Annotated in this window: 16 protein-coding genes; 6 read left to right on the top strand and 10 right to left on the bottom strand. The window is 56.8% G+C overall.

Annotated elements, in window-relative coordinates:
• Positions 1 to 57: 57 nt before the first annotated feature.
• Positions 58 to 1,416, bottom strand: a complete 1,359-nt coding sequence (locus PT275_RS08660; RefSeq protein WP_277153986.1) for an MFS transporter — start codon at positions 1,414 to 1,416, stop codon at positions 58 to 60.
• Positions 1,417 to 2,008: 592 nt separating this feature from the next.
• On the opposite strand from PT275_RS08660, the gene PT275_RS08655 reads away from it, so the two are divergent.
• Together PT275_RS08655 and PT275_RS08650 are read left to right on the top strand one after the other, a co-directional pair.
• Positions 2,009 to 2,680, top strand: coding sequence for a histidine phosphatase family protein (locus tag PT275_RS08655; protein WP_277153985.1), 672 nt, complete (start codon positions 2,009 to 2,011; stop codon positions 2,678 to 2,680).
• A gap of 90 nt (positions 2,681 to 2,770) precedes the next feature.
• Positions 2,771 to 3,736 carry a hypothetical protein gene (locus PT275_RS08650; RefSeq protein WP_277153984.1) on the top strand — a complete coding sequence of 322 codons (966 nt, stop codon included), beginning with the start codon at positions 2,771 to 2,773 and terminating at the stop codon, positions 3,734 to 3,736.
• Positions 3,737 to 4,112: 376 nt separating this feature from the next.
• Here PT275_RS08650 and PT275_RS08645 read toward each other — a convergent pair whose 3' ends face one another.
• The 9 genes from PT275_RS08645 to PT275_RS08605 form a co-directional block, all read right to left on the bottom strand.
• Complete coding sequence (locus PT275_RS08645) at positions 4,113 to 4,295, bottom strand: hypothetical protein (protein WP_277153983.1); 183 nt, start codon at positions 4,293 to 4,295, stop codon at positions 4,113 to 4,115.
• 316 nt (positions 4,296 to 4,611) lie between these two features.
• A complete protein-coding gene (locus PT275_RS08640; protein ID WP_277153982.1) occupies positions 4,612 to 5,943 on the bottom strand; it encodes a DUF805 domain-containing protein in 1,332 nt (443 codons plus the stop codon).
• A 209-nt stretch (positions 5,944 to 6,152) separates the two neighbouring features.
• Complete coding sequence (locus PT275_RS08635; protein WP_277153981.1) at positions 6,153 to 8,969, bottom strand: glycoside hydrolase family 2 TIM barrel-domain containing protein; 2,817 nt, start codon at positions 8,967 to 8,969, stop codon at positions 6,153 to 6,155.
• A gap of 204 nt (positions 8,970 to 9,173) precedes the next feature.
• The gene (locus tag PT275_RS08630; RefSeq protein ID WP_277153980.1) at positions 9,174 to 9,626 is read right to left on the bottom strand and encodes a hypothetical protein; all 453 of its coding nucleotides are present in this window, start codon (positions 9,624 to 9,626) and stop codon (positions 9,174 to 9,176) included.
• An 11-nt stretch (positions 9,627 to 9,637) separates the two neighbouring features.
• On the bottom strand, positions 9,638 to 12,721 hold the full coding sequence (locus tag PT275_RS08625; protein WP_277153979.1) for a glycoside hydrolase family 3 C-terminal domain-containing protein: 3,084 nt from the start codon (positions 12,719 to 12,721) through the stop codon (positions 9,638 to 9,640).
• Between the two features lie 149 nt (positions 12,722 to 12,870).
• Positions 12,871 to 14,490, bottom strand: coding sequence for an MFS transporter (locus tag PT275_RS08620; protein ID WP_277153978.1), 1,620 nt, complete (start codon positions 14,488 to 14,490; stop codon positions 12,871 to 12,873).
• Between the two features lie 53 nt (positions 14,491 to 14,543).
• On the bottom strand, positions 14,544 to 17,285 hold the full coding sequence (locus tag PT275_RS08615; RefSeq protein ID WP_277153977.1) for an alpha-L-rhamnosidase: 2,742 nt from the start codon (positions 17,283 to 17,285) through the stop codon (positions 14,544 to 14,546).
• 282 nt (positions 17,286 to 17,567) lie between these two features.
• Positions 17,568 to 18,968, bottom strand: coding sequence for an ATP-binding protein (locus tag PT275_RS08610; RefSeq protein ID WP_277153976.1), 1,401 nt, complete (start codon positions 18,966 to 18,968; stop codon positions 17,568 to 17,570).
• Complete coding sequence (locus tag PT275_RS08605) at positions 18,958 to 19,683, bottom strand: LytTR family DNA-binding domain-containing protein (RefSeq protein ID WP_277153975.1); 726 nt, start codon at positions 19,681 to 19,683, stop codon at positions 18,958 to 18,960. Before PT275_RS08605 ends, PT275_RS08610 begins: the two co-directional genes overlap by 11 nt.
• A 274-nt stretch (positions 19,684 to 19,957) precedes the next feature.
• On the opposite strand from PT275_RS08605, the gene PT275_RS08600 reads away from it, so the two are divergent.
• The 4 genes from PT275_RS08600 (at position 19,958) to PT275_RS08585 (ending at position 25,464) form a co-directional block, all read left to right on the top strand.
• Positions 19,958 to 20,665 (top strand): LytTR family DNA-binding domain-containing protein, encoded by a 708-nt coding sequence (locus PT275_RS08600; protein ID WP_277153974.1) that lies wholly within the window; start codon positions 19,958 to 19,960, stop codon positions 20,663 to 20,665.
• Positions 20,665 to 21,963, top strand: coding sequence for an ATP-binding protein (locus tag PT275_RS08595; RefSeq protein WP_277153973.1), 1,299 nt, complete (start codon positions 20,665 to 20,667; stop codon positions 21,961 to 21,963). Before PT275_RS08600 ends, PT275_RS08595 begins: the two co-directional genes overlap by 1 nt.
• 131 nt (positions 21,964 to 22,094) lie before the next feature.
• Positions 22,095 to 25,046 carry a glycoside hydrolase family 3 protein gene (locus PT275_RS08590; protein ID WP_277153972.1) on the top strand — a complete coding sequence of 984 codons (2,952 nt, stop codon included), beginning with the start codon at positions 22,095 to 22,097 and terminating at the stop codon, positions 25,044 to 25,046.
• Positions 25,033 to 25,464, top strand: a complete 432-nt coding sequence (locus PT275_RS08585; RefSeq protein ID WP_277153971.1) for a hypothetical protein — start codon at positions 25,033 to 25,035, stop codon at positions 25,462 to 25,464. The genes PT275_RS08590 and PT275_RS08585 overlap by 14 nt, the downstream gene beginning before the upstream one ends.

The following is a 25,464-nucleotide window of genomic DNA, read 5'->3' as shown; positions in this document are numbered from 1 at the left end:
ATGGATTGATGAGTCTCGCGCCTTCCGACCCCATGTCTCATGCCTTTACGCAGTATTTCACACCTCGACCTGGGTGAGTGTCGGGGTTTCGGTGCTTCCCTTGATCTGCTTGAAGCCGGTGAAGGAGAGCACCAGCGAAGTCAGCGCGAGTGCCGTGACGACGAGGAAGCCGCCATGCGAACCCATCCGATCGATGAACACGCCGGCGATGGCCGAACCCGCGGAACCGCCGATCGAGTTCATGGCGCTGGTCCACGCCATGCCTTCGGTGAAGCGGGTCGGGGGCACGAGGTGCAGCATCAGCTGGTTGCCGTTGATCCACGTCGGGGCCTGGCAGACGCCGATGATCAGATAAATGAGCATAATCGACCAGAGATTGTGGGTGAACATAAACAGACTCGTCCCCAAATCGACCACGATAATGCAGAAGTAGAAACGTTTCCACAGCGGAATCGTCCAGTTCTTCGCGCCGTAGAAAATCGCACCGATCATCGAGGAGAACGAGAAGCACGCGAAGACGAAGCCCGTGTACTGCTTGACGTTCTGCTCGGTGGCGAACGAGATGATCGAAATGGAGGCGGCCGACTGGAAGGCGCCAAGCCCGAACCATGTGATGCACATGACGATTAGCCCCGGTCCCCAGATGGACTGGCCCTTTTTGAACAGGCCGGCCTTCTCTTCCGCTTCTTCCTCTTGCCCACGCAGTTTCGCGGCTTTAAGCGCCTCCCGCTGGCGGTACTCCTTGCGCGAGATGCCGGCTTTGCGGGCCAGTTGCGTTTGCGAAGGCGGTTCCGTGGACAGTTCAGTCAGGAACATCAGCGCGCCCACGATCACGCACATGCCGGTCACGGAAAAGGCGAGCACACCGGAAATCACGGCCAAGGTCGAGGACAGCGGGTTGCCGATGACCCACATCGCCTCGTCGAAAACGCCGGAAAGCGACAGTGCCCGGTCAGTGCGTAGGCGGTCGCCACGCAGCAGGTGCGTCCAGCGGCTGCGGGACATCGCGCCCCACGGCGGAATGGCGGCCATGAACGGCACGATAATGAACAATATCCAGGACGGGACCCGTGAAGTGATGCAGGTGACCAGCGCGGTGGCGGCCACGACCCATACGATGATGGTGGGGATTGAAACCTGCCGCTGTCCGAATTTGTCGACCAGCCTGCCAAGTATCGGCGTCACGATCGCCAGCGCGATGGCCTGCACCGCACTCAGCGCCCCGGCCAGCGTGTAGTTGCCGTAGTAATGCTGCACCGAAATGGTGATGGTCATGCCGACCATGGGGAAGGGCATGCAGGCGATGACCGAGCCGATGGAGAAACGTGCGGTGTGCGGCATTCGCAAGAGTTCGGCGTAGCCGCCGAAGAGATGATGGGTGGCGTCTTTGATTCCAGAGACGGGGATAAAGCGCATGGCTTTGCGGATTCCTTTCAAAAAACGTGGCGGAAGTTTGGTCGGTGGCAAGCAAAGGGGAATCAGTTGGTTCGCGGCCGAGCGGATCGAAAATGATCCGTTTGTCGAACCGGTTTTGTGGATTCGGAGGGAACAACGGCGTTGTTCCTTTTTCTCTACTCTCAGTCTCGCTACTTTAGCGGTCATACGCCCCAACACGCGGGAATTATGCGGAAGACCGAGGCCAAAAACGTAAATCTTTTGCAAACGTATTCATCCGTCTTGTTGTGCATTGAAAATGGATGGGAATGCCGGAAAATGTAATACTAATACCAGAATGAAATAGCGCCTGAAGGAACCGGAAAATTCGGATTCGAACCGCTTGAGTAGCGGTAGGTCAAGTAGTCGGTAAAGACCGAAGCCGGTGGTGTGGACTTTGCAAATCTGAAGGTTTCCGGCCGTTTGTAATATAAAAATAGGCTATAGGCAGAGGCACTACGAGCAATACATCGTCAGGACGGCGCGCGTGCTGAGCCGCTGGTACCCTATGAATTGGTACGGGTTGCGATATGCCCTATCCAAACAGATTCATTGTCACGATGAAAGGCCATCCATGTCGTCAACCGCTTTGCAGACCACGTTGCATTTCGTACGTCATGGCAAGGTCGAGAATCCCGATCATCTGCTTTATGAGCGTCTTCCCGGCTTCCATCTTTCGGCGCTTGGGTTGCGCATGGCTCAGGCCAGCGCGCGGTATATCGCAAATGATGCAGATATGAACCAGGCGGTGGCGCTGTATTCCTCGCCGTTGGACCGTACGCGCGAGACGGCCCAGGCGATTGCCGCCGAACTCAATCCGGTACGTGTCACGCGTAGGGAAGCGGAACTTTCCATCGAAACCGACCCTCGGCTTATCGAGGCGGGCAACGAGTTTCGCGGCCTGCGCGTCGGCTATGGCAAGGCAGCGCTGTGGAGGCCTAGAAGCCTCAAGCTGTTGCGCAACCTTTGGCGGCCGAGCTGGGGCGAGAGTTATCAGCATATCGCCGCGCGTGTCAGCGATTTCGCGCAGGAAACGGTGCGTAATTACCCTGGAGCGCAGGTTATCATCGTCAGCCACGAATCACCGATCTGGAGCTATCGGCATATGCTGGAAACCGGTCATCCCGAACACAACATGCTGTTGCGACACACCGCGCTTGCTTCGATCACGTCGATTACCTACGACAGCGCAACCGGCAAAATGCTGCACATTGCCTACGTCGACCCTGCCAAGGACGTGCAATAGCATAACCGATCGGGGCCATCGGTGTCGTAACCGTGCAGGGATTACGATAGAGTAAAACCGGCAATTGGCAGTAAGGGCAAAGGAGCGAAAATGACGGTTGATATTGAGGGCGGCATCATCAAAGATGGTGAATTGGCGCGTCTGGCTTTGATGCCTGAAGTACGGGATGCGGCGCAGACCGGTGTCGATCTCATCAAACTTTGGCCGCTGGACACCGCTCAGAAGTTGGGCAACGACGCGAAATACGCGGAGGACCTGCAGGTCCTGGTTTGTCGTGCGGTGGCGGAAGTCATCACAGGCGGCGAAATTCCGATGGCTGATGCCGAATTTGTATACGAAGGTGCGGTTAATATTCCTGGTCGTCCGCAATCGATGGTGGACGCGCTGATTGACGTCAACGACGCGTACGAGCAGATGGAAGACTATTCCCGCAATGGTGACACAACGCTGGTGATGGCCGGTGCCGGCGATCTGAACGTGGGATGGAATGAGAAAACGGTGAAGGATGTTGCCGCCGCGCTTGAAGAGATTGAAGACGCGGCGGGCGCCAGCACCGCGTCGGGCGAAAACGAGTCGAGCGATGACGCTTCGGCGCCGCAGGGGGCGGATGTCGAGAGCGTGGCCCAGCGTCTGGCAGTGGTATTGGCTGCGATTGATGGTCTGTTCGGCTTGGTTGAAAGCAGTACTGACGTTTCTGGCGACGCCGATGCCGCCGCGCGTAACGCGACGCCGATCATGCTTTACATCAACGAGCTGTGCGAGCGCATGGCGATTCCGCGCATGTACCTGACCAGCCAGCAATTCAAGGATCTGGTGGCCAGGTACCGTGAAGCGTCGGATTCTGGTGACAGCGAGCACGGTCTGGACGCGGTTGCCAAGTTTGTGGCTCCGTTGGCGAAGGCCGAGTGGGAGAAGCATCATAACGATGTCGTTTTCGATCCGGTAGCGGTGAAGAAGGCCGAAAAGGAAAAGGAAGAGCAGATCAAGAAGGCCAAGCTGGCCGAGAAGTTCAAGGACATTCCCGAGGACAAAAACAAGCCGCCGGTGGAGCTGTAGTCGCAAAGGCCAAAGCCGGGGCATGCGCAACGTTGCGACTCTTCGATGAGTGTGGTGGCGTATGCCCCGGATTAGGCCTGATCAGAGTTTTTCGTTTTCTGAGCGCCGGATGATATACCTCAGCAAAATTGGGGTACGGCCAAAATGTGTGTCCCTCAGAAACTTCAAAATGTTCCGTCATATTGAATAAAAGCTGTTTAAGATTTGGATGGAGAGATCCCAACCCCTTATCCCGTTACTCTTGTAATGTCTCAGATCTGATTTCGGATGCACATTTTGGCCTATAACCCTGAAGACGAATGGTCCATATACACGAAACGTGCGTTACCAGCGACATTGCGGTAACGCACGTTTCATAGCGTATAGGATGTTTTTTTTATTGTTTCTCGTCGTCGGGACCCATATCCGTCGGACCCATGTATCCCTGCGCCGGTTCCCCGCCGGAACCGGGGAGCTTCGTCTTGCCGTCATGACCGCCACCGGGACGAGTATTTGCATCGAATGGAGGCTCTTTGAGATTCATATTTTCTGCATTGTTGGTTGAATCAGCTATGCTCATCTTGCTCTTTCTTTCTGGCAGGCTCACACATCGCGGTGCGCCGATCTGGCTCCAACAAGTGCTGCCGTACATATGAACTTGTTATGACTATTATAGTAGTACATTCGGCAAACTTTTGTGTGTGAGATTTCGTTTTCCGCGTTGTGAATTCTTTTTTTGCATGAGGCGGTTGTGAACATGGCCTTGAAGCGCGTTTAAATCGATATAATTCCGTCTCGAATGCGGTTGTCCGGAAAACATTAGTTCGTTTGAATATCAAAGAGGAAGGCTTCCCGGGCGTATCCGAAGAGCCTTCCGCTATGAAGGTCAGTGTTTATCAAATGGCGTTGTTGTCGGCGCTACCATCGCGGTTGGCGTCGGCGTTGCCATTGTTCCCATTCTCGCCGCCGAATCCTGCGGAATCGTGACCGTATCGAGCCTGGCTTTGGCTCGTCTGACCGGCAGCGTACTCAGACTGGTCGGTGAAGGCTTGCCGGTTTCCCGTTTGCCCATACTGGTTTCCCGCAGAAGTTCCTTGCCCTCCTGGCTGTCCAAACTGGTAATTGCCAGGATATTGCTGGTTTGTCGTTTGTGTATACGTGCCCATAGAAGCCGACTGGTCGGCCTGCGGACGATAGGCGGGGTTTGCCGGATTCTGCTGCATCGGCTGGCCATATTGCCCGCTCATTGGGGCCTCTTGATTCATCGGCGGCATGTATTGGCCGTTGGCATAGGCTTGTGGCGGGAGGCTTTCGTCGAAGCGGGCGCCCTGCGGATCCGGACCAAGCACCATGAAGACGATTTGCAGAATTCCTGCGGCAAGATAGCACAGCATAAACAGGAACAGAGCAAAGACCATGGTCGCGCCGAATGCGTTTTGCAGCTTCGTGGTTGCGCCCCATTGGGCCATGGCCGAGATGGTCAAGCCTCCGCTGACTGCGATGACAATGAGAATCACCGTACCGACCACAATCAAGCCGATCGGCAGCAGCAGCCACCAACCGGATTTGTTCGAATCGTGCAAGCGGCGGACGGCGATGGAGATGCTCGGCACGAATATGGCCAGGCTCCAGATGGTATCAAGGATGGTGTGGTTCTTCTGGAACAGGGCTTGGTCGATGAAGTTCAGAACGATGGCGACGATGAAAAGGAAAAGCACTGCCCACCAGTATTCGCTGCGGCTGGCGCGACCGGAGAACTTGACATATTTCAGGAAGAAACGTTTGATGGCGTCAACGAACGAGCACCCGTAATCGGGCATGTTGAGCGGAACGGCCGGCGAGGCGCCGAAACCGTTGGGATTTGGCGCGCCATATGGTTGGCCGGGTGTGCCGGTCGGGAATGTCGGTGCGCCGCCCTGGCCCATTGGCGCCGCGTTTTGATAGCCGTTGTTTTGATAACCGGCATTCTGGTAGCCCATATTTTGCGGAGGAATGTTGGCCTGTGGCTGCTGAGGCGCGATGTATTGTGGAGCGTCATGTTGCGGGTTCTGGTATTGCGGCGCAGCGGCAGTCTGGGGGATTTCGCCCTGTGCGCTGGAACCGCCTGTAGACGCGGGGTCCGGCGTGTTGTAGCCATGATATTGAGAGGTGTCCGGAGCCTGACCGTTGTCTGCACCCTGTTGCGGATTAGCGTAGTCTTCGTTGGCCTCGGGGTTGGTGTCGTTCATCGATTTCCTTTCATGGAGCGGATTGTTCTCTATGCGTGCTTCGATAACTGTAATATTCACGTTATTCAGCCAAATGGCAAATATACCGCCTTACATACGTTCTTAAGCTTAGCCGAAAATATCGAGACAGACCAACTTCAAACACATGAATCTCAGCAATCGATTGAACCGGCGGCAATGAATGAGGCGAATCGACAGTATGGATGGTTTTAATCGGATATAACGAGGCTTGCGCTGAGCGTTCCGTCGGTGATTTCCAACGTCACCGGTTGAAACGGCTGGGTCCCGGCTTTGCCGGTCAGTTCGATGATTGCCAGCGCCTCACCATAATAGGTGTCGGTGGTGTCGGTGACGAAACTGCCGGTGTTGTAGGGTGCGGCACAGCCGAAAGCCATCAATTTTGCCCCGGTGACGGTGGCACGTAGCGTTCCCCGCTCAAGAGGTTTGGTGATGCCTTCGCTGTCGGTATAACGCACTCGTACATAGGCCAGATGTCGCTTGGATTTGCGGGCTGTCAAAGCGCTCGCAGACAAAGAACCCTCCGGCAGCGTGTCCGCGCTCGATTGCCAGTCGATTCCATGGCCATCGAAGCCTTCGGGCGCCTCGATGCTTGCCGTCAGCATGGTCGGTCCTTGTGCGCTGTGCATGGTGCAACGCCCGATTTCCTCGCCTTGCCGATTATATGAGACGGCTTCCAGCATTCCGGGATGGTAGGCGCAGGAGAAATTCGCGGTACAGCCATCGCCGAGCCGTTTCCTGCCGACTTCGCGTCCATTGAGCAGCAATGATACGGTATCGGCCCGCGCATAGACCTCGATCCGGGCTTTCCGCCCTTCACAGTCTTCCCAACTCCATGAGGGCAATGCATCGGTCATTTTCCAGGCGCTGGGGGAGTGCTTGTCGCCGGTGTGGTTGACGGGACGCACGGCGATGTAAGGGCCGGCCGATTGCTCAAGGGCGACGCGCGTGTAAAGCGCCTCGCCGGTGGCGCGACCGGTCAGATCAAGGCGGCCGGACCCGGCGGTAAGCCATCCGAACCCGTTGGAACGCGGTGCGTAATCGGCATATTCCCAAGCGCCGACGCTGGTTTCGCCCATATAGTCCATGCCGGCCCAAACGAAATCGCCGATGAGACGCGGGTTCCTTTTCGCCATTTCGCGGAACCGGTAGGCATCCGAGCAGAAGGTTTCCGAGCCGAGAATGAGCCTGTCTGGATAATGGCGCAGATCCTTGGCATAGCGCTTGATGCCGTAGTTGTAGCCGGCGATGTCGAGTTTGGCGAATGCATCGCGCGTTTTTACATCGCATGCGTGCAGTGTCGCGCCGGTTTTCATGAATCCGGCGCCTAAAAGGCCTGCCATGGTGTTGAAGAACTCGCTGCCCACAGCCTTGTGTTTGCCCCGTTTCGCCGGCTTTTCCGCCGCAGATTCTTCAGAATTGATAACACAGGCTCCGGGCACGATTGCGGGAGCGGAATGTTTTGCAGAAGACGGCAACATGGCATCGCCGTTCGCATTTAAAGATCTTTGGTTCCTATGCGCGGCTTCGACCTCCTTGCGTGCTTTTTCGTCGGAGTAGACGCCGAAACCGATGGAGCTCAGGAAGTTGAAGAAGATGTTGATGCCGCAGGTCACCGGGCGTGTGGGGTCGAGGCGATGGAGGGAATCGGTCATGATGCCGGTCAGCCTGATGCCGCGTTCTTCGGCGGTCTCGCTGACCTCGTTGCCGATGGAATACATCACCACGCTGGGGTGGTTGCGGTCTTTGGCCACCATGGCCGAGAGATCGTTGCGCCAGTTGTCATCGAAATAGCGGACATAGTCGTTGAGGGTTTTGTGGATGTACCAGTGGTCGATATATTCGTCGAGCACCAGCATTCCCAGACGGTCGCAAACATCCAGCATGGCTTTGGAGCAGGGATTGTGGGACGAACGGATGGCATTGTAGCCTTGCGCTTTGAGGCTCTGCACCTTGCGTTCCTCCGCTTCCTCGAACGCGGCCGCGCCGAGGATTCCGTTGGTGTGGTGTACGCATGCGCCTTGGATGATGGTGCGCTTGCCGTTGATGAGGAAGCCGTTTCGTCCCCATTCGAGGGTACGGATGCCGAAAGTCGTGCTGTCGGTATCGTTGAGTGCATCATTGGCACCATCAAGAGGTCGTATGCTAGCGGTGTTGTCTGTGACGTTGCCATTGGCATTGGTGGAGTGTGGTGGAGTGGTGTTTCCGTTGTCTGCCGCCTTGTAATAGGCGCGGCAGGTGTACAGGTGAGGATTTTCGGGGCTCCACAGCTTGGCATTGGGGATGCTGATGGTGAACGTTGCCGTGCCCAATGCGTCGGTGTCGGCGTCTGCGCTCACCACTGGTGTGGCTTGGGGTTTGTGTCTTGAGTTTTGGGAACCGTCAGAAGTATTGGAGATATCGACGGTATGAGAAGTATTGGAATCGCAGGATGTGTCAGGCAATTCGAAGATATCGATATGGATATTGCCGGCGGCGCTTGCTTTGACGGTGATTTCCGCTTTCGCGGGATTGACCGACAATGTGCGGATGCGAATGCCTTCGTGCTCGATATGGCGGCGTGGCCCCACCCAGAGGGTCACCGGACGGTAGATGCCGGCCCCCGAATACCAGCGGCTGTTGGGCTGGTCGGCGTTGCGGGCGATGACGCGGATTTCGTTGGATTGGTTCGGATCGCTGTTGACGGCATCGGTGATGTCGACGGTGAAACCGGTGTATCCGTATGCGCAGGAGCCGACTTCGAGGTCGTTGACAAAAACCTGTGCGTGTTCGTAGACGCCTTCGAATTCCAACAGAAGCGTCTTGCCTGCAAGCACTGTTCCCGGGGTGAATCGGCGGACGTATTCGTAATCGCGGCCTTCGAACCAGCCGGTGTTAGTGCCGCCCGGGGCATCCTTGAAACGCGGTTCGTACAGCATCGCGTCATGGGGCAGATCGACCGGTGTGAACGCCTCTGTGCTGTCGAGATGGCGGTACGCCCATCCGTCGTTGCAGGCTATGGCTTTCATCGGTTGCCCCTTCGTTTGATTGTATTCATCGGTTTTCGTTGTATTGCGTTCATGCAATGGACGTCCCGTCGTGAAACCGTTGCGACTGCATGTTCGCAAGACATATCCAAGACACGTCTGAGGCAAAAACGAGATGTGAAGCAATCTTTGTAATAACGATACTTCACATCTCGCCTTTACTGTTCCTTCAGTGCAGTGGCGTTATCACTGCTCGTTCTTGTTGACTTTGAAGAACGAGGCGATGACCGCAAGCAGTGCCGCGACAAAATACGCCACGATTGCGACTATGGCGCTGTGCATGTCGGCGGTGGTGTGGGCGTTCTGCTGGAACGTCAGAATGCTCGCGAACGTGTCGACCCGGCTCGCGATGATCGACACCACCGAAACGATGAGCAGCACCGGAGCGGCCAGCGAGCACACATCCAGCAGGGTGTTCGCCGCAAATCCGCGTGCGATCGGCATCTGTCGGATGACGAGCACCGCGACCAGCATGAGCAGGGCGAGGACGGTCAATGCCATGACCAATGCGCTGGTGCCGATGTTGGTGAAGGTGTCGGTGTGGGCGTTGACCAGGTAATAGGCGACGGCCGCGATACCGACGATGAGCGCGAGGGCGTTGACGTAGAAACCGACCGATTGTTGTTTGATGAATTTCATGGCAGTTCTCCCTACTTGCTTTGTTCGTTTGAGGTTTGGGCCTTGCGGCTTGAGCGCACATACATCACCGCGCCAAGCAGCGTCAGCAGTCCGGTGAGGATGGAAGCGGCCAGCAGCACGTTGTCATACCAGGTGCGCAGATGGACGAAGTGCGAACTCGAGTTCATGCCGTCCATGGCGTTGGAGTTGGCGTACGCGTAATTCTGCCAGGTCATGTTGCGCTTGAGGTCCGCGCACATGGTGCTGTCGCTGCTCACGTTCTTCTGCGTCCAGAAGGGCCAGTGCTTGGCTACCGCGTTGAGGTTGTCGTCGCCGGTCGTGGTGAGCATGGTGCCGCCGTTGTGGGCGAACGCCGGGAGGTTCTGGTATTCCGGATCCATGATGAAGTCCTGGGAGACCAAGCCCTTGAAGCCCCACTCATCGCGCAGGATGTTGATGAGCAGCGGGGTGTTCGCGTTGACGCTCTGCACGCCGACGCGGTTGAAACCGGTCATGATGCCCAGCGTTCCCGCGTCCTCGACGACGGGCTGTGTAGCCCTCAGCTCGCCTTCGCGTGCCTTCTGCTCACTGACGAATGTGGCCACGCCGGTGCGGTTGATTTCCGTGTCGTTGAACGCGAAATGCTTGGGCGCGATGATGCAGCCGTACTTCAGAGCCTCTTTGACGGTAGCGGAGCCTTCATAGGCGGTCAGGATCGGGTCTTCGGAATAGTACTCGTGGTTGCGGGCGTTGTACGGCGTGCGGTGCAGATTCGTGCCCACACCCCACAGCAGCGTGGTGTTCGCCCAGATGGAGTAGTTGCCGAGGGCCTTGCCCCACTGCTTCGCCAGATCCTTGCTGAAGGTCTGGCCGATCACCGAGTCGGTGGCCATGACGTTCATCTTGAACTTCATGTTCTTGTCATCTTTGGAGATCGCGTACGGGTCGCCGGAGGACTTGTCCTTGTTGGCGTACTGGCCGAGAGGATAGGAGCCGAAACCGTTCGGGCCGTCGTTCTGGACCACTTCAGGGGAGTTGATCGAGGTGATCGGCTTGGTGGAAGTGCCGCCGAATGCGGTGCGGATCATGGCTTCGGGCAGGGTGATCTGGTCCATCAGCTTCTTGTAGCGCGGGTCCTTGATGTTCTTGACACCCTTGAGGTTGGCCAGCGACATGTTGTTGCTGGCACCGAACTTCGTGGCCTTGGCATCGTTGTTGGGCTTGATGGTGTAGGTCTGGTTCTCCAGCCCGGCCTTGAGCATCGCATCGCTCGCGGTCAGGTTCTCGTAGGTCTTGGGCCATGTGCCCTGCCAGTCGGAGCGGGTCAGATAGGTGACGGTGCCCTTCATCCAGTGGTTGAGGTCCGCGTCCTGCAGCTGGTTCTTGACGACCGTGCCGTTCTTCGATTTCTCGAAGGTGGTGGTATCGTCGCTGCCGAGCTTCCAGCTGGCGGCCTGGGTCTTGTCGCCCTTGGTGTTTGCGCCGGTCATGGCGAGCATGTTGTCGGTGGCGTTGTGGGCGTCGGAGCCGATGGCGAAGGTATAGTCACCAGCGTCAAGCCTGTAGCCGCCGGAATTGTCGCGCAGGGTCGAATCCCAGCTGGCCAGGTACTGCGCGTCCGACTTGATGGTGACGGTCTGTGACTGGCCCGGTTCGATTTTACCGGTCTTGGCATAGTCGAAAAGCTGTACCGCGGGCTTTTCGACCCCGTGTTTGGCGTCGTAGGAGGTATAGGGGGCGGAGGAGTAGAGCTCGACCACATCCTTGCCCGCGACCTTGCCGGTGTTGCTCACCGTCACCTTGGAAGTGACGGTCTTGGCCTTGAGATCGACATTGACGCTGTCAAGCTTCTGCTTGAAGGTGGTGTAGCTCAGTCCGTAACCGAACGGGTAGAGCACCTCGTTGTTATAGTTCCAGGCCTTGCCATCAGTGCTGCCGGCAGTGCCGTCCGCGTTGCCGGATTTGGTGACGGTGTCCGCATAGCGGGTTTCGTAATACTTATAGCCTGTATAGATGCCCTCGGCCTGCACGATTTCCGAATTGATGGTGTGCTTTTGGTTGGGGTTCTTCCACTTGAGGTCGCCATAATTGCGTACTGCCGGTGCGCTGGCGTTGTTGACGGCCCAGGTGTCGGCGAGACGTCCGGACGGGTTCGCGTTGCCCGTGAGCAGATCGGCCACACCGTAGAAGCCATAGCTGCCCGGCATGCCGATTTGCAGCATGGCGTCCACCCCTGCGTTGTCCTGTAGTTCTTTGACCTGCATCGGATTGGCGTTGTTGAGCAGCACGACGACTTTGCCGCCGTTGGCCTTCTTGACGTTGATGGCCGTATTGACCAAATCGCGTTCGTCATTGGAAAGCCCGAGCGGATCGGTCTGGTTGAGGTTCTGCGTGGGGTCGACGCCTGCTTTGCCGGGCAGATAGGCACGGTTCTCACCGGCCGCTCGCGCCAGGGTGACGACCATGACGTTGTTCTGGTTCAGACTTGCCTTCCAGTCCGGTTGAGTGGCGTCCAGCTTGCTTTGGGAAGGTTCCTTGCTGGAGAATGGCTTGCCGATCATCGGCGCGGTGATGTGGGTGAGCACGCTTTTGTGGCCGAAATTATTGACTTCGGTTGACACGTCGTTCTTGAGCGCCCCATACATCTTGGCCAGGGTCCCGTTGATGGCGAAACCGCGGGCCTTGAACGCGGCCACCATATCCACGGAATCGGCGTCGGTGCCCGTGTTGGTTGCGGCGCTGGAGCCCATATCACCGCCTGCGGCGGGGTAGTAGCTCGAGAAACCGAGCAGGGAGACCTCCTGTGTCTCGTTTTTGCTCAGCGGCAGCGCGCCGTTGTTTTTCAGCAGTACCGAGCCCTCCGCGCTCATCTGCTCGCCGAGATCGCGGATGGATTGCACCAATTGCTTGGTGTCCTTGTAATCCGAGTGATAGGTGAAGGTCTTGGCCGGGTCCTTCGCGGCGGTGACGAATTCGCTGCTCTTGGTCCCGAGGAACTTGTCGATGTCGGTGCGGAAACCGCTGACGGCGCTCGTCGCCGCTAAGGAGAAGGCCAGCAACGCGGCGAATGTCGTCGTAACCCCTCTCCACGCCCTTGTGTTGTTGTGTTGTGTCATTGCGATATTTCCTTCCTTGTTCGTTGTCCGGACGGTCGGCATCGGCCATTCGGATCGCAAATGTCTCTTTCTCGTTTCCATTGCCGCTTCCGACTCGCTTTGTCATCGGCGGCACATCCGGTTGAGCGTTGTGGCTTTGAGCCTGTGGATCAGGCTTGTGCCGATTGCTGTTCATCCAGCAGTTTTTGCTCCGGATCGACCCAGGTTCCTCCTTGCGCCTGAACGGTTTGCTTTTGATGTTCCACGATGGTTTGCTGGTCTTCCTTGATGTGCTTTTCGACGTTGAGGAAAGCCATGAGTACTGCGATGAGGGCATAGCACACCAGCTCCGCACCCAGGTAGCAGGCGACGAGTACGTTTTGCACGCCAGCATTCTGGGTTGCGGCGGTGGGATTGTAGCCGGCCATGGTCAGCAGCAGGTTGATGAGCCCGTTGCCTAGGCCGGACATGCCGACCATGATCGCCCCGTAAACCGACATGGTGAAGCCGTCGGAGCGGAAGCCGTTCTTGGCCTCGAGATGGTCGAGCACGTCGGATAGCAGGGCGAGCGTGACGTACATCGCCGGGATGGAGCCGATGCCTTTGAGTACGACGCCGATGCATACCATCACGATGCTATGCACATTGAAGAGGCTTACGCATCCGCCGAGCACGGCGATGATCATGCCGAATCCCACGGCGTTGCGCTTGCCGATCTTGTTGGCGATGGGCCAGGCCACCAGCATGCCGATAGCCGTGGGGATGCCGCCGATCAGACCGAGTGTGCTCATGGCCGCGCCGGCCGTGGCTTCGGTGTTGACGCCGTCGAACATCCATCGGCTGTAATAGCTCATTGAGCCGTTCTTGATCATGCCGGAAAGCTGGAAGAGCAGGAAATAGCCGATGATGAGCCACCAGTAGCGCTCGGACATGCACGCCTTGGCCTGCTTGGCGATTGGCAGTTTTTCCTCGACGATGTTGAGGTTCAGGTTCTCTTCGGTGATGCGCTCGCGGGTGAAATAGTATTCGCAGAGGATGCCGACGGCGGTGAGCACACACAGCGCGATCATCAGCACACGCCAGTGGGCGTAGCTTGCCGCGGCGTCGATGTGGCCCTGATTGTCGACAAACAGGAAACTCTGCAGTGCGATGGGCACCACGATGCTGGCGCCGATTCCTATCGCGGCAACGCCCGAGGCGTTGGAAAGGGTGGCCAGAAGCCCGCGTTGGTTGGTGTCGCGTGTGGAAAGCCCGACCATGGAGCTGTGCGCCGTGTAGAAAAGCGGATAGGCCACGGCGTAGTAAAGATTGTATGAAATCGCGATCCAGGCCATCTGCACTGCCGGCGAGGAGTTGCGCGGGGTGAGGAACAGCAGGGCGATGGCGACCACCAAAAACGGCACTGACAGCAGCATGAACGGTCGTGCCTTGCCTTGTGCGGTACGCGTGTTGTCGATCAGATGGCCGATGACGAGGTTGCCGATAACCACCACGATGACTGAAACAATGGGCAGGATTGCCGAGAACGCGCCGAATTTCGACGTATCGGTCCAGCCGAGCACGTCGGAATAGTAACGGTTGAGATACGAGCCGAAGATGGCGTTGGAGATCAGCGCGCAGAACGGCCCGACCAGATAGCCCAGCAGCATTTCCGGTGGCCTGACCTTGGCGGTGGTGATGCGCGTGCGCACGATCGGCCGGTTGAAGAAGCGGACGAAAGCGTTGCCGCTGACGTTGAGCGTTTCACCCGCTTCGGCGGTCTTGGCGGTGTCATTGTTGGTGGAGTTCATTGGAGTTCTTTTCTCTTGCTAAAAGGTTCGGATCTGGCTTGTTTGCGGATGTTTTAGTCTCGTGGCTGTTGGTTTTCGGGCTGTGTTGCGGCAGCGGCAGGTACGGCATCGGTTGCCTGTTCGGTGATTTCTTCAGCGGTTTCGTCTGTCAAACCGCAGCTGAAGCGATGATGCCCTGATTCGGCGTTCCTGCTTGATTCGTCCGGCAGGGTTACCAAGGCCGAGGTGCCCATCGGGACGTCAAGTTCGATGGTGAATTGCTGCTGGTGTTCGTTGTTGGCGTTCTCGCCGCTGGTCTCAGCATCGGCTTCATCGATATGCCATTCGACGTGGATGGTGCCGTAAGGCGTGGTGAACTGGGCCTGTGCGTAGGTCAGGCCGCCTCCGGGCACCGGATGGACGGCAAAACGTCGGTAGCCCGCCTCAATCGGCTCGATGCCGGCGATGCGGCGGTACATGAAGTCCCCGACGGCTCCGGAGGCATAGTGGTTGTAGGAGATCATCAGGTCGGTGCCGTCGTCGCCGATGGGGCATTCGCCGTTTTCGTCGAGCCCGTCCCAACGTTCCCAGATGGTGGTCGCCCCCATTTTGACTTCATAGAGCCATGAGGGGCATGAGGTGTTGAGCAGCATCCGGTAAGCGGTGTCGACCTGGCCGTTGTCGGCAAGCGCGAAAAGGATATATGGCGTTCCAGGGAAGCCGGTGCCGATGCGGTAGCCGTTGCTTTTCACCAGGCGTGCCAGATTGGCGGCGGCCGTGGCCTGCAGCCTGCGCGGGAACATATGCAGATATAGCGGCAGAACATAGGCGGTCTGGAACTCCGACTTCATGCGCCCTTTGCCGTCGCTCAGCAGTGTGCAATAGGCGTCGGCCACCTTGTCGGCCAGTGCGTTGTACCGGTCGGCATCTTCTTGATGGCCGAGCACATGCGCCACTTTTGCCAAGGTTCGGCTGGTGTTGTTGAGGCTCGCGGTGGCTGTCCACTTGCTGCGCTGCTGCCATTGGCTCATCTTCGGCACGTCCGGCGCCACCCAATCGCCGAAATGCAGGGAGGACGGGGTGTGCCAGATATAGCGTTGACGGCCGAAGCCAACCAGACCGGCCCAGAAACGGCAGGCTTTCACATACTTTTTCATGACTGGATACATCGTTTCGAGCACCGTGGCATCGCCGTTGGCCTGGTAAAGCACCCATGGCACCAATACACAGGCATCGCCCCACCAGTCGATGGCCATGGTGGGCATGGTCGCCGGGAAGCCATATCCCTGCGCCGGCACGGTGTTGGGGATGCCGCCGCCCCTGTGCTGTTCGGCCTTGACGTCACGAAGCCATTTCTCCAGAAAACGTTCCATGTCGAAATTGGCGCAGGCGATGGGGGCGAAGACCGCGATGTCGCCCGTCCATCCCATTCGTTCGTCGCGTTGCGGGCAGTCGGTGGGGATGTCCATCAGATTCGATTTCGCGCCCCATACGATATTGTCTTGCAACTGGTTGAGTCTGGCATCGCTGCATTCGAAATCGCCGATTCGCCTCAGATCGGAATAGAGTGCCATGCCTTCCACGTCGATGTCGGCGGGATCGATGCCCTCGATGCTGACATAACGGAAGCCCATATAGGTGAAATGTGGCATATAGGTCTGCTCGCCGTCGACGCAGGTATAGGTGGCTGTGGCTTTGGCGGTGCGCAGGAACGTCGTGTTCAGGCCGCCTTTGGTGTTGAGGATTTCCGCGTGCCGGACGATGATGCGTTGCCCTTGGTGTGCCTTGCGGATATGCAGGCGGACCACGCCTGCGAAGTTCTGGCCCATATCATAGATGGTTTCGCCGTCAGGGCCTTTCGTGCGGCTGACGGGGTCGAATATCTCATGGGCACGGACGGGAGAACCGTAATCGGCGGTGATGCTGGGGCTATGGCGCAGAGTCTCGACGGCTGCCGGATGCCATTGCGTGCCGTGTTGCCCGTCCGGGCCGAGCTCCATGGTGGCATCGTAGGTCTCGCCGTCGTAGATGTCGGCCATGCGGTATGGCCCTGATTCGCAGACCTCCCAGGATTCGTCGGTGGCGATGGTTTCGCTGGTGCCGTCTTCGAAATCGAGACGTAATTCGGCCAGTAGGGCCTGTCGGTCGGCGCTGATGCGGTTCTTGCGGGTGAAGACGAATGAACCCACGGCCCATCCGCCGGCCACCGTGGCCATGAGGGTGTGTGTACCGTTTTCGTCTACGTCGCCATCGGCCTTGAACAGGTCGGTCACATCGTATGTCTGGTATTGCAGATTGGTGGCGTAGGAAGTGAAACCGGGAACGAAGTATTGGTCACCGACCCGATGCCCGTCTATCGAAAATTCATAGATGCCCATGGCTGTGGCGTAAAGCCTGGCCCGCTTGATGTGTTGTTGCTTCGGTGCGAGACGTTTGCGGAAGACCATCGGCGTCGGCGAAACTTTTTTGGCGGTGAAATGATAGTTTGGATCGCTGATCCACGAGCCCTTCCAAGGGGTGCCGAGGCGTCCGGTTTCGAAGGTGGTGGCGGCGCTCGCATGATTGCCGCTTGCATCGGTGACCTCAAGCGTGACCGGATAAACAGTGAAAGGCTGCAAAGGCTCGCCTTGGTAAGGGATGGCAATCTGCTCCGTGCCGGTGTGTGTCCAGCCGTTGACGCTCAACGTCGCCTGTGCGATGCGCTCGCCGGGAACGTCGCTGCTGGTGCTGAATGACATCCGTGGGTGCTCGTTGTCACTCACGCAGCCGTGCTCAAGGTTTTCCACAGCCAGCCTGTCAATCGAAAGCATGACCATCAGCCTCCCAAGGTTCCCATATCTCAACCGATTGTGATTGCCGGCGCATTGGACCGCTCCTTTGCGCTACAGCTTCAGTGTGAATCCGCCGGCATGGCGAATCAATGCCGACCACTTGAAACGCGTTTTTTGCGTCACGAACGACAAGGCCCGTGCTGACGTTTCGATGTGATGTCAGACATAAACGGTGACGATATTCTGGTTTTGACAATGTTGTAATACATGTTTTGCGGCCAATCACGCTGCGCAGCAAAATAGTCAAGAACGACAGGTGGTTTGGCTCTATTCGCCACTCAATACGATATTGAGCGAGAACCATTGATGCTGCGTCTCGATGCTCAGCGCCCCGTGATAGTGCTCCACGACCAACTGAATGGAACGCATGCCGAAGCCATGGTAGCGGCTGTCGCTTTTGGTGGTGACGGGCAGGTCGTGGTCGAAAGTGAGGGTGCCTTGGTACGGATTGGCGATGTGGATGACGGTTACGCCTTTGTCGTGCTTGACCTGCATGCGTATCGTGCGGGGCGTCGTCTTGTCGGACTGGTCGAGCCGGCTCAGCGCCTCCAACGCGTTGTCCATCGCGTTGCCGAACAGGGCGTAGATGTCGGCCGGTTTCATGAAATCGATGGCGTGGCCGTCAATGAGGCGTTCGAACGAGATGCCGCGTTGCTCGCAGATCAGTGATTTCTGTGCCAGCAGTATGTCAAGCGTCTCGTTGCCGGTGCGCACGGAGCTGTCGTAGATGTCCACGAGATTGTTAAGCCCAGTGATTTCATCCTTGCCGATTTTGTTTCCCAGACTTGTCAACTGTTTCTTGAGGTCGTGCGTCTTGACGTTGATGAGATTGATGGTCTCTCTGTCGCGGGCCATCTGCGATTTCTGCTGGTTGAGCAGCTGCTGGAGCACCGCGCCGTCGCGTTCGGCCTGGCTGCGTTCGACGATTTCACGCAGCAGCATCAGCAGGAAGGAACAGGTCACCAACCGTGTCAACACACACATCATGTAGGCGAGATACGGCAGTTGCTGGCCGGCCACGAAGCCGTCGAACAGGCAGGCGAAGACGTTGACACACAGCAGGACGCCGATGAACAGAAGCAGCATATGCGAGCTCAGACTGGAATCCGGCACAGTGTGCGCCAACGGGCGGGCGAAAAGCCAGTAGGCGATGGCGAAACAGGGTATGAGCGCCAGCGGGTAGATCAGTGACGAAATGGATGTGCCGATGCTGTAGTTGCCCGGATTGACCAGCATGACCACGATTAGCGCCGCGCAATAGGCGAGATGCTGCGTGGCCACGCCTGCGACGAGATAGAACAAGGCCTGACGGGCGTTCAGCTCCATGCACACCAGCAGTGTGATGTAACACATCGCATAAAAGAGCGTGCAGCGCGCGATAAGGGTCCAGGCGTTACTGGGTATGAATTTCGTCCACGCGATGGCGATGGCGATCATCACTGCGGCCGAGCAAGTGAAGCGAATCGCGAAATGCCGCTTGCGTTCCAGCCTCCACACGAACATTGCCAAGGCGATGAGCATTTCGAAGAGGAACCCGCAAGCATTGAAAAACCATAGGATGCCATTGATTGCCGAACCTGTTTGAGCGTTTTCCGCGATGGTTACCGTGTTGGCGATGGCTGCGGCATTAACTGTGGCGCCGGCTACGGCGATGATTTCAGAGCACATGATCGCTGCCCAGACTTTGCGCCAGCTGTGTCAGAAACGTCTTATGGTACGAACGGCCGATAGGCAGTATGGAGCCATCGGACATGAAGATTTCTGAGCGGTGTATCTCCTTGATGAATCGTTGGTTGACCAGATACGATTTGCCGCTTCTGAGAAACCCCTTGCCCTCCAGTTTGGCCTGCACCTCTTGCAAGCTGCCCGATCCGATGAGCTCTTCCTGATCGGTGTGAAAGACGAGGGTGTGGCCTTTGACCTCGATGTAGGCCAGGTCGCTTAGCAATACTATTTTCATTTCGCCGCGTTGCGTGATGGCGAAGGATTCCGACTTCCTGCGGCAAAGGTCGACCGCGCGTTCAAGTTTCTGCTCGAAATCGTTGTAGGTGAAGGGCTTGATGATGTAGGCCAGTGCGTCGACCTCGTAGCCTTTTGCGGCGAACTGGGCCATGTTGGTCACGAAGATGATGATGGTGTGCGGGTCGATTTGCCGAAGGCGCCGCGCCGCTTCCATGCCGTTCATATTGGGCATCTCGATGTCCATGAACACGATATCGTAGCTGCCGCGATATGGGTCGAGGAACGACGTGGGCTCGTTGAATTCGGCGATGTTGAATTCGGTTCCTTGTGATTTCCCGCTGTTTTGGAAACGTTCGATGGAATCACGCAAATGGCGCATGGCGGTTGCGTCATCTTCGATCAGCGCAACGGTTATCATCATCCTTTTCGGTTTCCTCTCAGGATTTCGTATTTTCTTATATTACATCCTAGGCAGTGTGCCCCTGTCTGTCGGCGCGGCTCACTTTGGTTGTGGGGCGGGCGGGTGATATCGCTGGTTCACTACCTGTTTTTAGGCAACGATATCGCTTTATGGTACGTTTATGCCGGAAATCATCAATTCTTGCATCGGACCGCTAAATTGTTTCTAAACAAGGTATCCATTGATTTAGAGTTGCATGTAAAGAAGTGCAAGACATGGTCGGGAAGGTATGGGCATGCTCAGCGTCGCGGTTGTCGAAGATGATGTCGTTTTCTCCGCGTTGTTGGAGAGCTATATCAAGCGGTATGCCGCCGAACGCCATATGAAGATCGATGTCGTTCGTTTTGCAGATGGCGCCGCCTTCCTCGAAGGGTTTCACCGGCAGTTCCAGATTGTGTTTATGGACGTCGTCATGCCGCATATCAATGGGATTGAGACCGCCAAACGCATGCGTCGGCAGGATGCGGATGTCTGTCTTGTTTTTATTACCAGCATGTCGCAGTATGCCATTCATGGTTACGAGGTGGCGGCGCTTGACTATGTGGTGAAGCCGCTGGATTACGATTTGTTTGTGATCAAGATGGATCGCGCGGTGAGCAGCGTGCACGTAGATGCCGCATTTGTCATACAACAGGTCGGTGGCATGCAATCAGTGCGCTATTCCACCATCATGTATGTCGAAAGCCAAAAACACTACATCGTGTTGCATACCACTGCAGGCGACTTGCGTATGCGGGGCACTATCAGCTCGATTGTGGATTCGTTCAAGGCCCAGGGTTTCGCGATGATTCGCAAATCCATACTGGTCAACATGGCCTATGTCATTGCCGTCGATGCCACAGGAGTGACATTGGATGGCGTCAGCGAACGGCTGCCGGTTTCACGCACCTGCCGTGCCGATTTCCGTAAGGCGCTGACGGTGTTTGTGGCGAGGAGGGCCTGATGGATTTCAAGCAGTTGTTCGTCATCGGCGTGCAGCACGGCTATATCCTGCAGATCCTCATCGCCGAATTCCTGTTCATGGTGCCGTTGAAGAAGCCGCACGGATTTGCGGTGCGGCTTATCATAGGCTTGCTGGTCGCCTTGCCGTGCATGGTGGTCGTACCCAATATCGTCAGTATGTTCGTCTCCGGCTTTTTCTCGCTGACGATATTCCTGCTGACCTTGGCGATGTGGAAAGTGGTTCTTCGACGGGGTTTCCGTGAGGTGCTGTTTTGCTGTATCGGTGCGCAGCTGATGCAGAACCTTTCATATAACATTGAAAGCCTGATTTATCATTTGTTCCCGGATGCGTTCACCCCATTGCCATGGCTGTGCCTTTCCATCGGTTGCATGGCCCTGACGTACTCGGTGTGCTTTGTCGTTTTTGTCCAGCGGATGAACATGGACGGTGCCGAAGGCATCAACGGCATCTACGTGTATCCGTTTGCCGTGTTGTGCGCGCTGTTCACCTACCTTATGCAGTATTCGTTCCAGGTCTATGGCATCGATCGCATATGGGTGGTGCGTCCGCCGTTGATTTTGTGCTGTCTGGCCGGCCTGTGCGTGCAGTCCGGTCTGGTCGCGCTGAAAACCGGTGCCGACGAGCGATTGTTGCTGGAAAGGATGCTCCGCGGCGAGGCTCGGCAATATCGTATCGAGCGCGAGAGCATGGACCTGATCAATATGAAAGCTCATGATTTGAAGCACCAGATTGCCAGAATCCGTGCCCACGGTTCCACCGATGACGCCGAACTGGACAATATCGAGGCGCTGGTCGCACGTTACGAAAACCAATTCGACACCGGAAACAGGGATCTTGACTTGGTCTTGGGTCAAAAGCAGCTGTTGTGCAAGCAAAGTGACATCAACCTGACCGTTATCGCCCAGGGAGAGGCGGTCTCATTCCTGCAACCGGCGGATTTGTCATCGTTGTTCGGCAATCTGCTCGACAATGCCATCGAGCATGAGCGCACGGTCTCGCCGGCTTCCAGGCGCAGCATCGCGGTGTCGATTCGCGCAAAAGGTGCCATGGACAGCGTCAGTGTGGAGAATTATGCGCCGGATGTGAAGAATCAGAAAACGTGGGTCGAGGGCTTGCCTCACACCACAAAAGGCGACATTGACAACCACGGCTTCGGATTGCGCAGTGTGCGCTATCTGGTCAGAAAATATGACGGAACATTGCAATTGGGAGTAAGTCATGATTGCTTCGTGGCCAATATCCTGTTCCCCTCCCAATCCAATCTTGTGAAGAAATGAATGATGCCTAGACCTGCGTCGCGTACCGTTTTGCCACAAAACGTGACATTTTTGCCTAGTGCGTTTGGCGCAGATCGTGTGGTTTTATGCTGGTGCCAGCTCATCCAACCGAGCTGTTAGGAGAGAAAACAATGGCAAAACAACGGACAAGCGGCGGGCTACGTGTCGCGATCGCTGTGGTCAGCTCGCTGCTGGCATTGGCGGTCGGCATGGCATCTGGCGCCTCGACCTATAGCGCTTATGTCATCACTGCGCTTGGTGGTTCGCCCTATAAAATCACTGGTACCAACGGTGCCAAACCAATCAGTTATGCGCGCGACAACGGTATGTCGCTCAACGCTTGGAAGAAGCAATCCGATTCCTTGGTCCAGGAGGTTGCAGGGGAAGGCATAACCTTGCTCAAGAACGACAACGCGGCGTTGCCACTGGCCCATGGGGCGAAAGTGACGTTGTTCGGTCGTTCCTCGACCGACCTTGTCCTCGGCGGCACTGGTGCCGGAACCGTTGACCCGACCAAGGCCATCGACCTCAAGCAGGCCATGGAGGGTGAAGGGTTCGCGGTGAACCCCACTCTCTGGAATTTTTATAAGAAATACAGCGGGAAGCCTGGCTATATCCGTTCGAACGGGACGTTTTTGGGTGCCCTTCCGAAAGATATCCACGTTGCGGAGCCTCCTGTTTCCGACTACACGGATGCCGTCAAACAGTCTTATGGACAGTATGACGATGCGGCTGTTGTGGTGCTCTCACGAGTAGGCGGGGAGGGCAGCGACATGCCGACCGCGAAGTTCGGTGACGGCTCGCAATACATGAAGCTGCAGGATCAGGAGAAGGCTCTACTTCGCCAGATTCAGCAAAGCGGCAAATTCCATAAGATTATTGCCCTGATCAACACATCGAACGCCATGGAACTCGGCTGGTTGCAGGGCCGTGAATACGGCATCGACGCCGCGCTCTGGGTCGGCGGCTTGGGACAGAGCGGATCGCGTGCCATCGCGCGTGCGCTTGATGGCGCGATCAATCCTTCCGGCCACTTGGTGGACACTTACGCGTCCAATTCGTTCTCGTCGCCGGCGATGCAGAATTTCGGTGATTTCACTTATACCAATGCCGGCAAAATCGTCAAGCAGATGAATCCTGCGGCCATGGCCACGAAATATGTGGTGTATCGGGAAGGCATTTACGTCGGGTATCGGTATTACGAAACGCGTTATGCCGATACGGTCACCGATCCAAAAGGCACGAATGCCGTTTCGGCAGCCGGAGCCAGTGACGGCAAAGCTTGGAATTACGATAACGAGGTCGTCTATCCGTTCGGATACGGCCTGAGCTACGGTTCGTCGGATGGGAAGCCGTTCGACCAACGCATCGTCGATTCCCACGCGGATGCCGACGGAGCCACGGCCACAGTGCAAGTCACCAACACAGGCAAGGTTGCAGGCAAAAGCGTCGTGCAGCTTTACGCTCAGCAACCATACGTCAAAAAAGGTATTGAGAAATCCGCCATCCAACTGGTCGGATTCGGCAAGACCGGAGAACTTAAGCCCGGCCAAAGCCAGAGCGTGACCATCAAAGCCAAGCCCGCCGATTATGCCTCTTACGATTACCAAGGTGCCAAAACCTTTGTGCTCGATCCCGGCAGCTATCGTTTCGCGGTGGGCGACAGTGCGCATGATGCCCTCAACAACGTGCTTGCGGCATCCGGCAGCTCAGTCTCCAATGGCATGGATGCACCCGGAGTGGCCAGCAAGGTGTTCTCATGGAACAACCAAAGCCTGATCAAGCTCGGCAAATCCTATTCGGGTAAATCCGTCACCAACAGGTTTGACAAGGCCTCGCTGGAGGGCTATGGCAAGCAGGCGGGTTATTTGACCCGTGCCGACTGGAACACGTTCCCCAAGCCGTATACCGGTCTTGAAGCGACCGATGCCATGATCGCCAACCTCAATGCCGATGGCACCTACAAGCCCGGATCTTCGGATGTCTCGTCAGTGGTCACCAAGCAAAAGAACGGGCTGACGTTTGCGCAGATGTCCGGCGCGAAATTCAACGATAAGCGCTGGAACAAGCTCATCGATCAGATGAGCGCGGACGATCTGGTCACTTTGGTGATGAGGTCCGGCCAGGTGGCTGTGCCTTCGATTTCCTACCCGGCGCTGTTCATGAAGGACGGTCCTGCCGGAGAGAATGTACGTAAGTACCTTGCCGACGGCACGACTCCTACCGGTTACTGCAGCGAGACGGTTATGGCCTCGACGTTCAACCACGAGCTCGCTCGTCGTGTCGGCAAGGCCATGGGCGAGGATTGGATACGTACCGGTACCTCGGGTGCATACGCGCCTGCCATGAATATTCATCGCACCCCCTATGGAGGCCGGAATTTCGAATACTATTCCGAAGACGGACTGATGGCCGGGGATATGGCCTGTGAGACCGTTGAGGGCCTGCAATCCCGCGGTATCGTGGCGTTTGTCAAGCATTTCATGATGAACGAGCAGGAAACTAACCGGCAGGGTGTCAGCACGTTCGCCAATGAACAGTCGATTCGTGAACTGTATCTCAAGGCATTCGAGAAGCCGTTCACGCAGGGGCACGCCAAGGCTGCGATGGGATCGTTCAACAGGATCGGCTGCACTTGGGCGGGAGCGTTCTCGCCGCTGCTCAAAGACGTGGTACGTGGCGAATGGGGTTCCACCGCCATCATCGACACGGACATGGCCGTCATTCCTCCGCTGCAAAGTATCGGTGCCGGTCTTCAAAACGGCAACAGCATGTGGGCGACTTCGGCCACGACCTTCCATGACGCTGCACTGCCAAAGGCCAAAAAGGATGCCAAGATGCTGGCGAATCTCAAAGAGGCAAGCCATTACATCCTCTTCAATTTTGCCAACAGTATCGGTGTCAATGGCCTGTCGTCGACGTCCCGTGTCGTCAAGGTCACGCCTTACTGGCTGGTTATCGCCTACGTCGTCATTGCTGTGTTGGCCTTGGCTGATGTGATTTTGGCCGTGTTCATGGTTCGGAAGCGTTTCGAGGCGTCCGTCACCATCATCGAGAAGGAGTCTGAACATGAAGGTAAGTAAGGTATCGGTAGCCGCGTACGTTGCGGCGGTACTGGAATTCGCGGCAGGAATCGTCTATGTGCTTTGTGGCGCCCGCAACCACACCATTCTTATTGCGGTGGTAATGGTTGCGGCGGCCGTGATCCAGTTCACTGTCATCCTTCTTCCGAAGGTTCCCTATCTCGAGTATGTCCCGTTTGTGCTCTCACTGGTCGGTTTGGGACGGTTCGTTGCCGCTGTTTGGGACGAGGAATATGCCATTTTGACCAAGATGAACATGGCAGGCTTGAGCCGTTCCTTCATTGCGGCAGGTGTTTTGATTGTGCTTGCCGTCATCGCCTCCGCGGTGGTCAGCGTGCTGCGCGGAACGTCCTCGGGGCATATCGATAAGGGTGCGAGCAGCAAGGAAATCAACAGATCGAAGGAGGCGAGAGCTTAA

Source organism: Bifidobacterium sp. ESL0745 (assembly GCF_029433335.1).
Classification (GTDB): domain Bacteria; phylum Actinomycetota; class Actinomycetes; order Actinomycetales; family Bifidobacteriaceae; genus Bifidobacterium.
Note: the sequence above shows the minus strand (reverse complement) of the source record. Positions and strands in the feature narration are given on the sequence as shown.

Coding starts and splice junctions, on each gene's coding strand:
- PT275_RS08660 (WP_277153986.1), bottom strand. CDS start 1,416: ATGCGCTTTATCCCCGTCTCTGGAATCAAAGACGCCACCCATCATCTC.
- PT275_RS08655 (WP_277153985.1), top strand. CDS start 2,009: ATGTCGTCAACCGCTTTGCAGACCACGTTGCATTTCGTACGTCATGGC.
- PT275_RS08650 (WP_277153984.1), top strand. CDS start 2,771: ATGACGGTTGATATTGAGGGCGGCATCATCAAAGATGGTGAATTGGCG.
- PT275_RS08645 (WP_277153983.1), bottom strand. CDS start 4,295: ATGAGCATAGCTGATTCAACCAACAATGCAGAAAATATGAATCTCAAA.
- PT275_RS08640 (WP_277153982.1), bottom strand. CDS start 5,943: ATGAACGACACCAACCCCGAGGCCAACGAAGACTACGCTAATCCGCAA.
- PT275_RS08635 (WP_277153981.1), bottom strand. CDS start 8,969: ATGAAAGCCATAGCCTGCAACGACGGATGGGCGTACCGCCATCTCGAC.
- PT275_RS08630 (WP_277153980.1), bottom strand. CDS start 9,626: ATGAAATTCATCAAACAACAATCGGTCGGTTTCTACGTCAACGCCCTC.
- PT275_RS08625 (WP_277153979.1), bottom strand. CDS start 12,721: ATGACACAACACAACAACACAAGGGCGTGGAGAGGGGTTACGACGACA.
- PT275_RS08620 (WP_277153978.1), bottom strand. CDS start 14,490: ATGAACTCCACCAACAATGACACCGCCAAGACCGCCGAAGCGGGTGAA.
- PT275_RS08615 (WP_277153977.1), bottom strand. CDS start 17,285: ATGGTCATGCTTTCGATTGACAGGCTGGCTGTGGAAAACCTTGAGCAC.
- PT275_RS08610 (WP_277153976.1), bottom strand. CDS start 18,968: ATGTGCTCTGAAATCATCGCCGTAGCCGGCGCCACAGTTAATGCCGCA.
- PT275_RS08605 (WP_277153975.1), bottom strand. CDS start 19,683: ATGATGATAACCGTTGCGCTGATCGAAGATGACGCAACCGCCATGCGC.
- PT275_RS08600 (WP_277153974.1), top strand. CDS start 19,958: ATGCTCAGCGTCGCGGTTGTCGAAGATGATGTCGTTTTCTCCGCGTTG.
- PT275_RS08595 (WP_277153973.1), top strand. CDS start 20,665: ATGGATTTCAAGCAGTTGTTCGTCATCGGCGTGCAGCACGGCTATATC.
- PT275_RS08590 (WP_277153972.1), top strand. CDS start 22,095: ATGGCAAAACAACGGACAAGCGGCGGGCTACGTGTCGCGATCGCTGTG.
- PT275_RS08585 (WP_277153971.1), top strand. CDS start 25,033: ATGAAGGTAAGTAAGGTATCGGTAGCCGCGTACGTTGCGGCGGTACTG.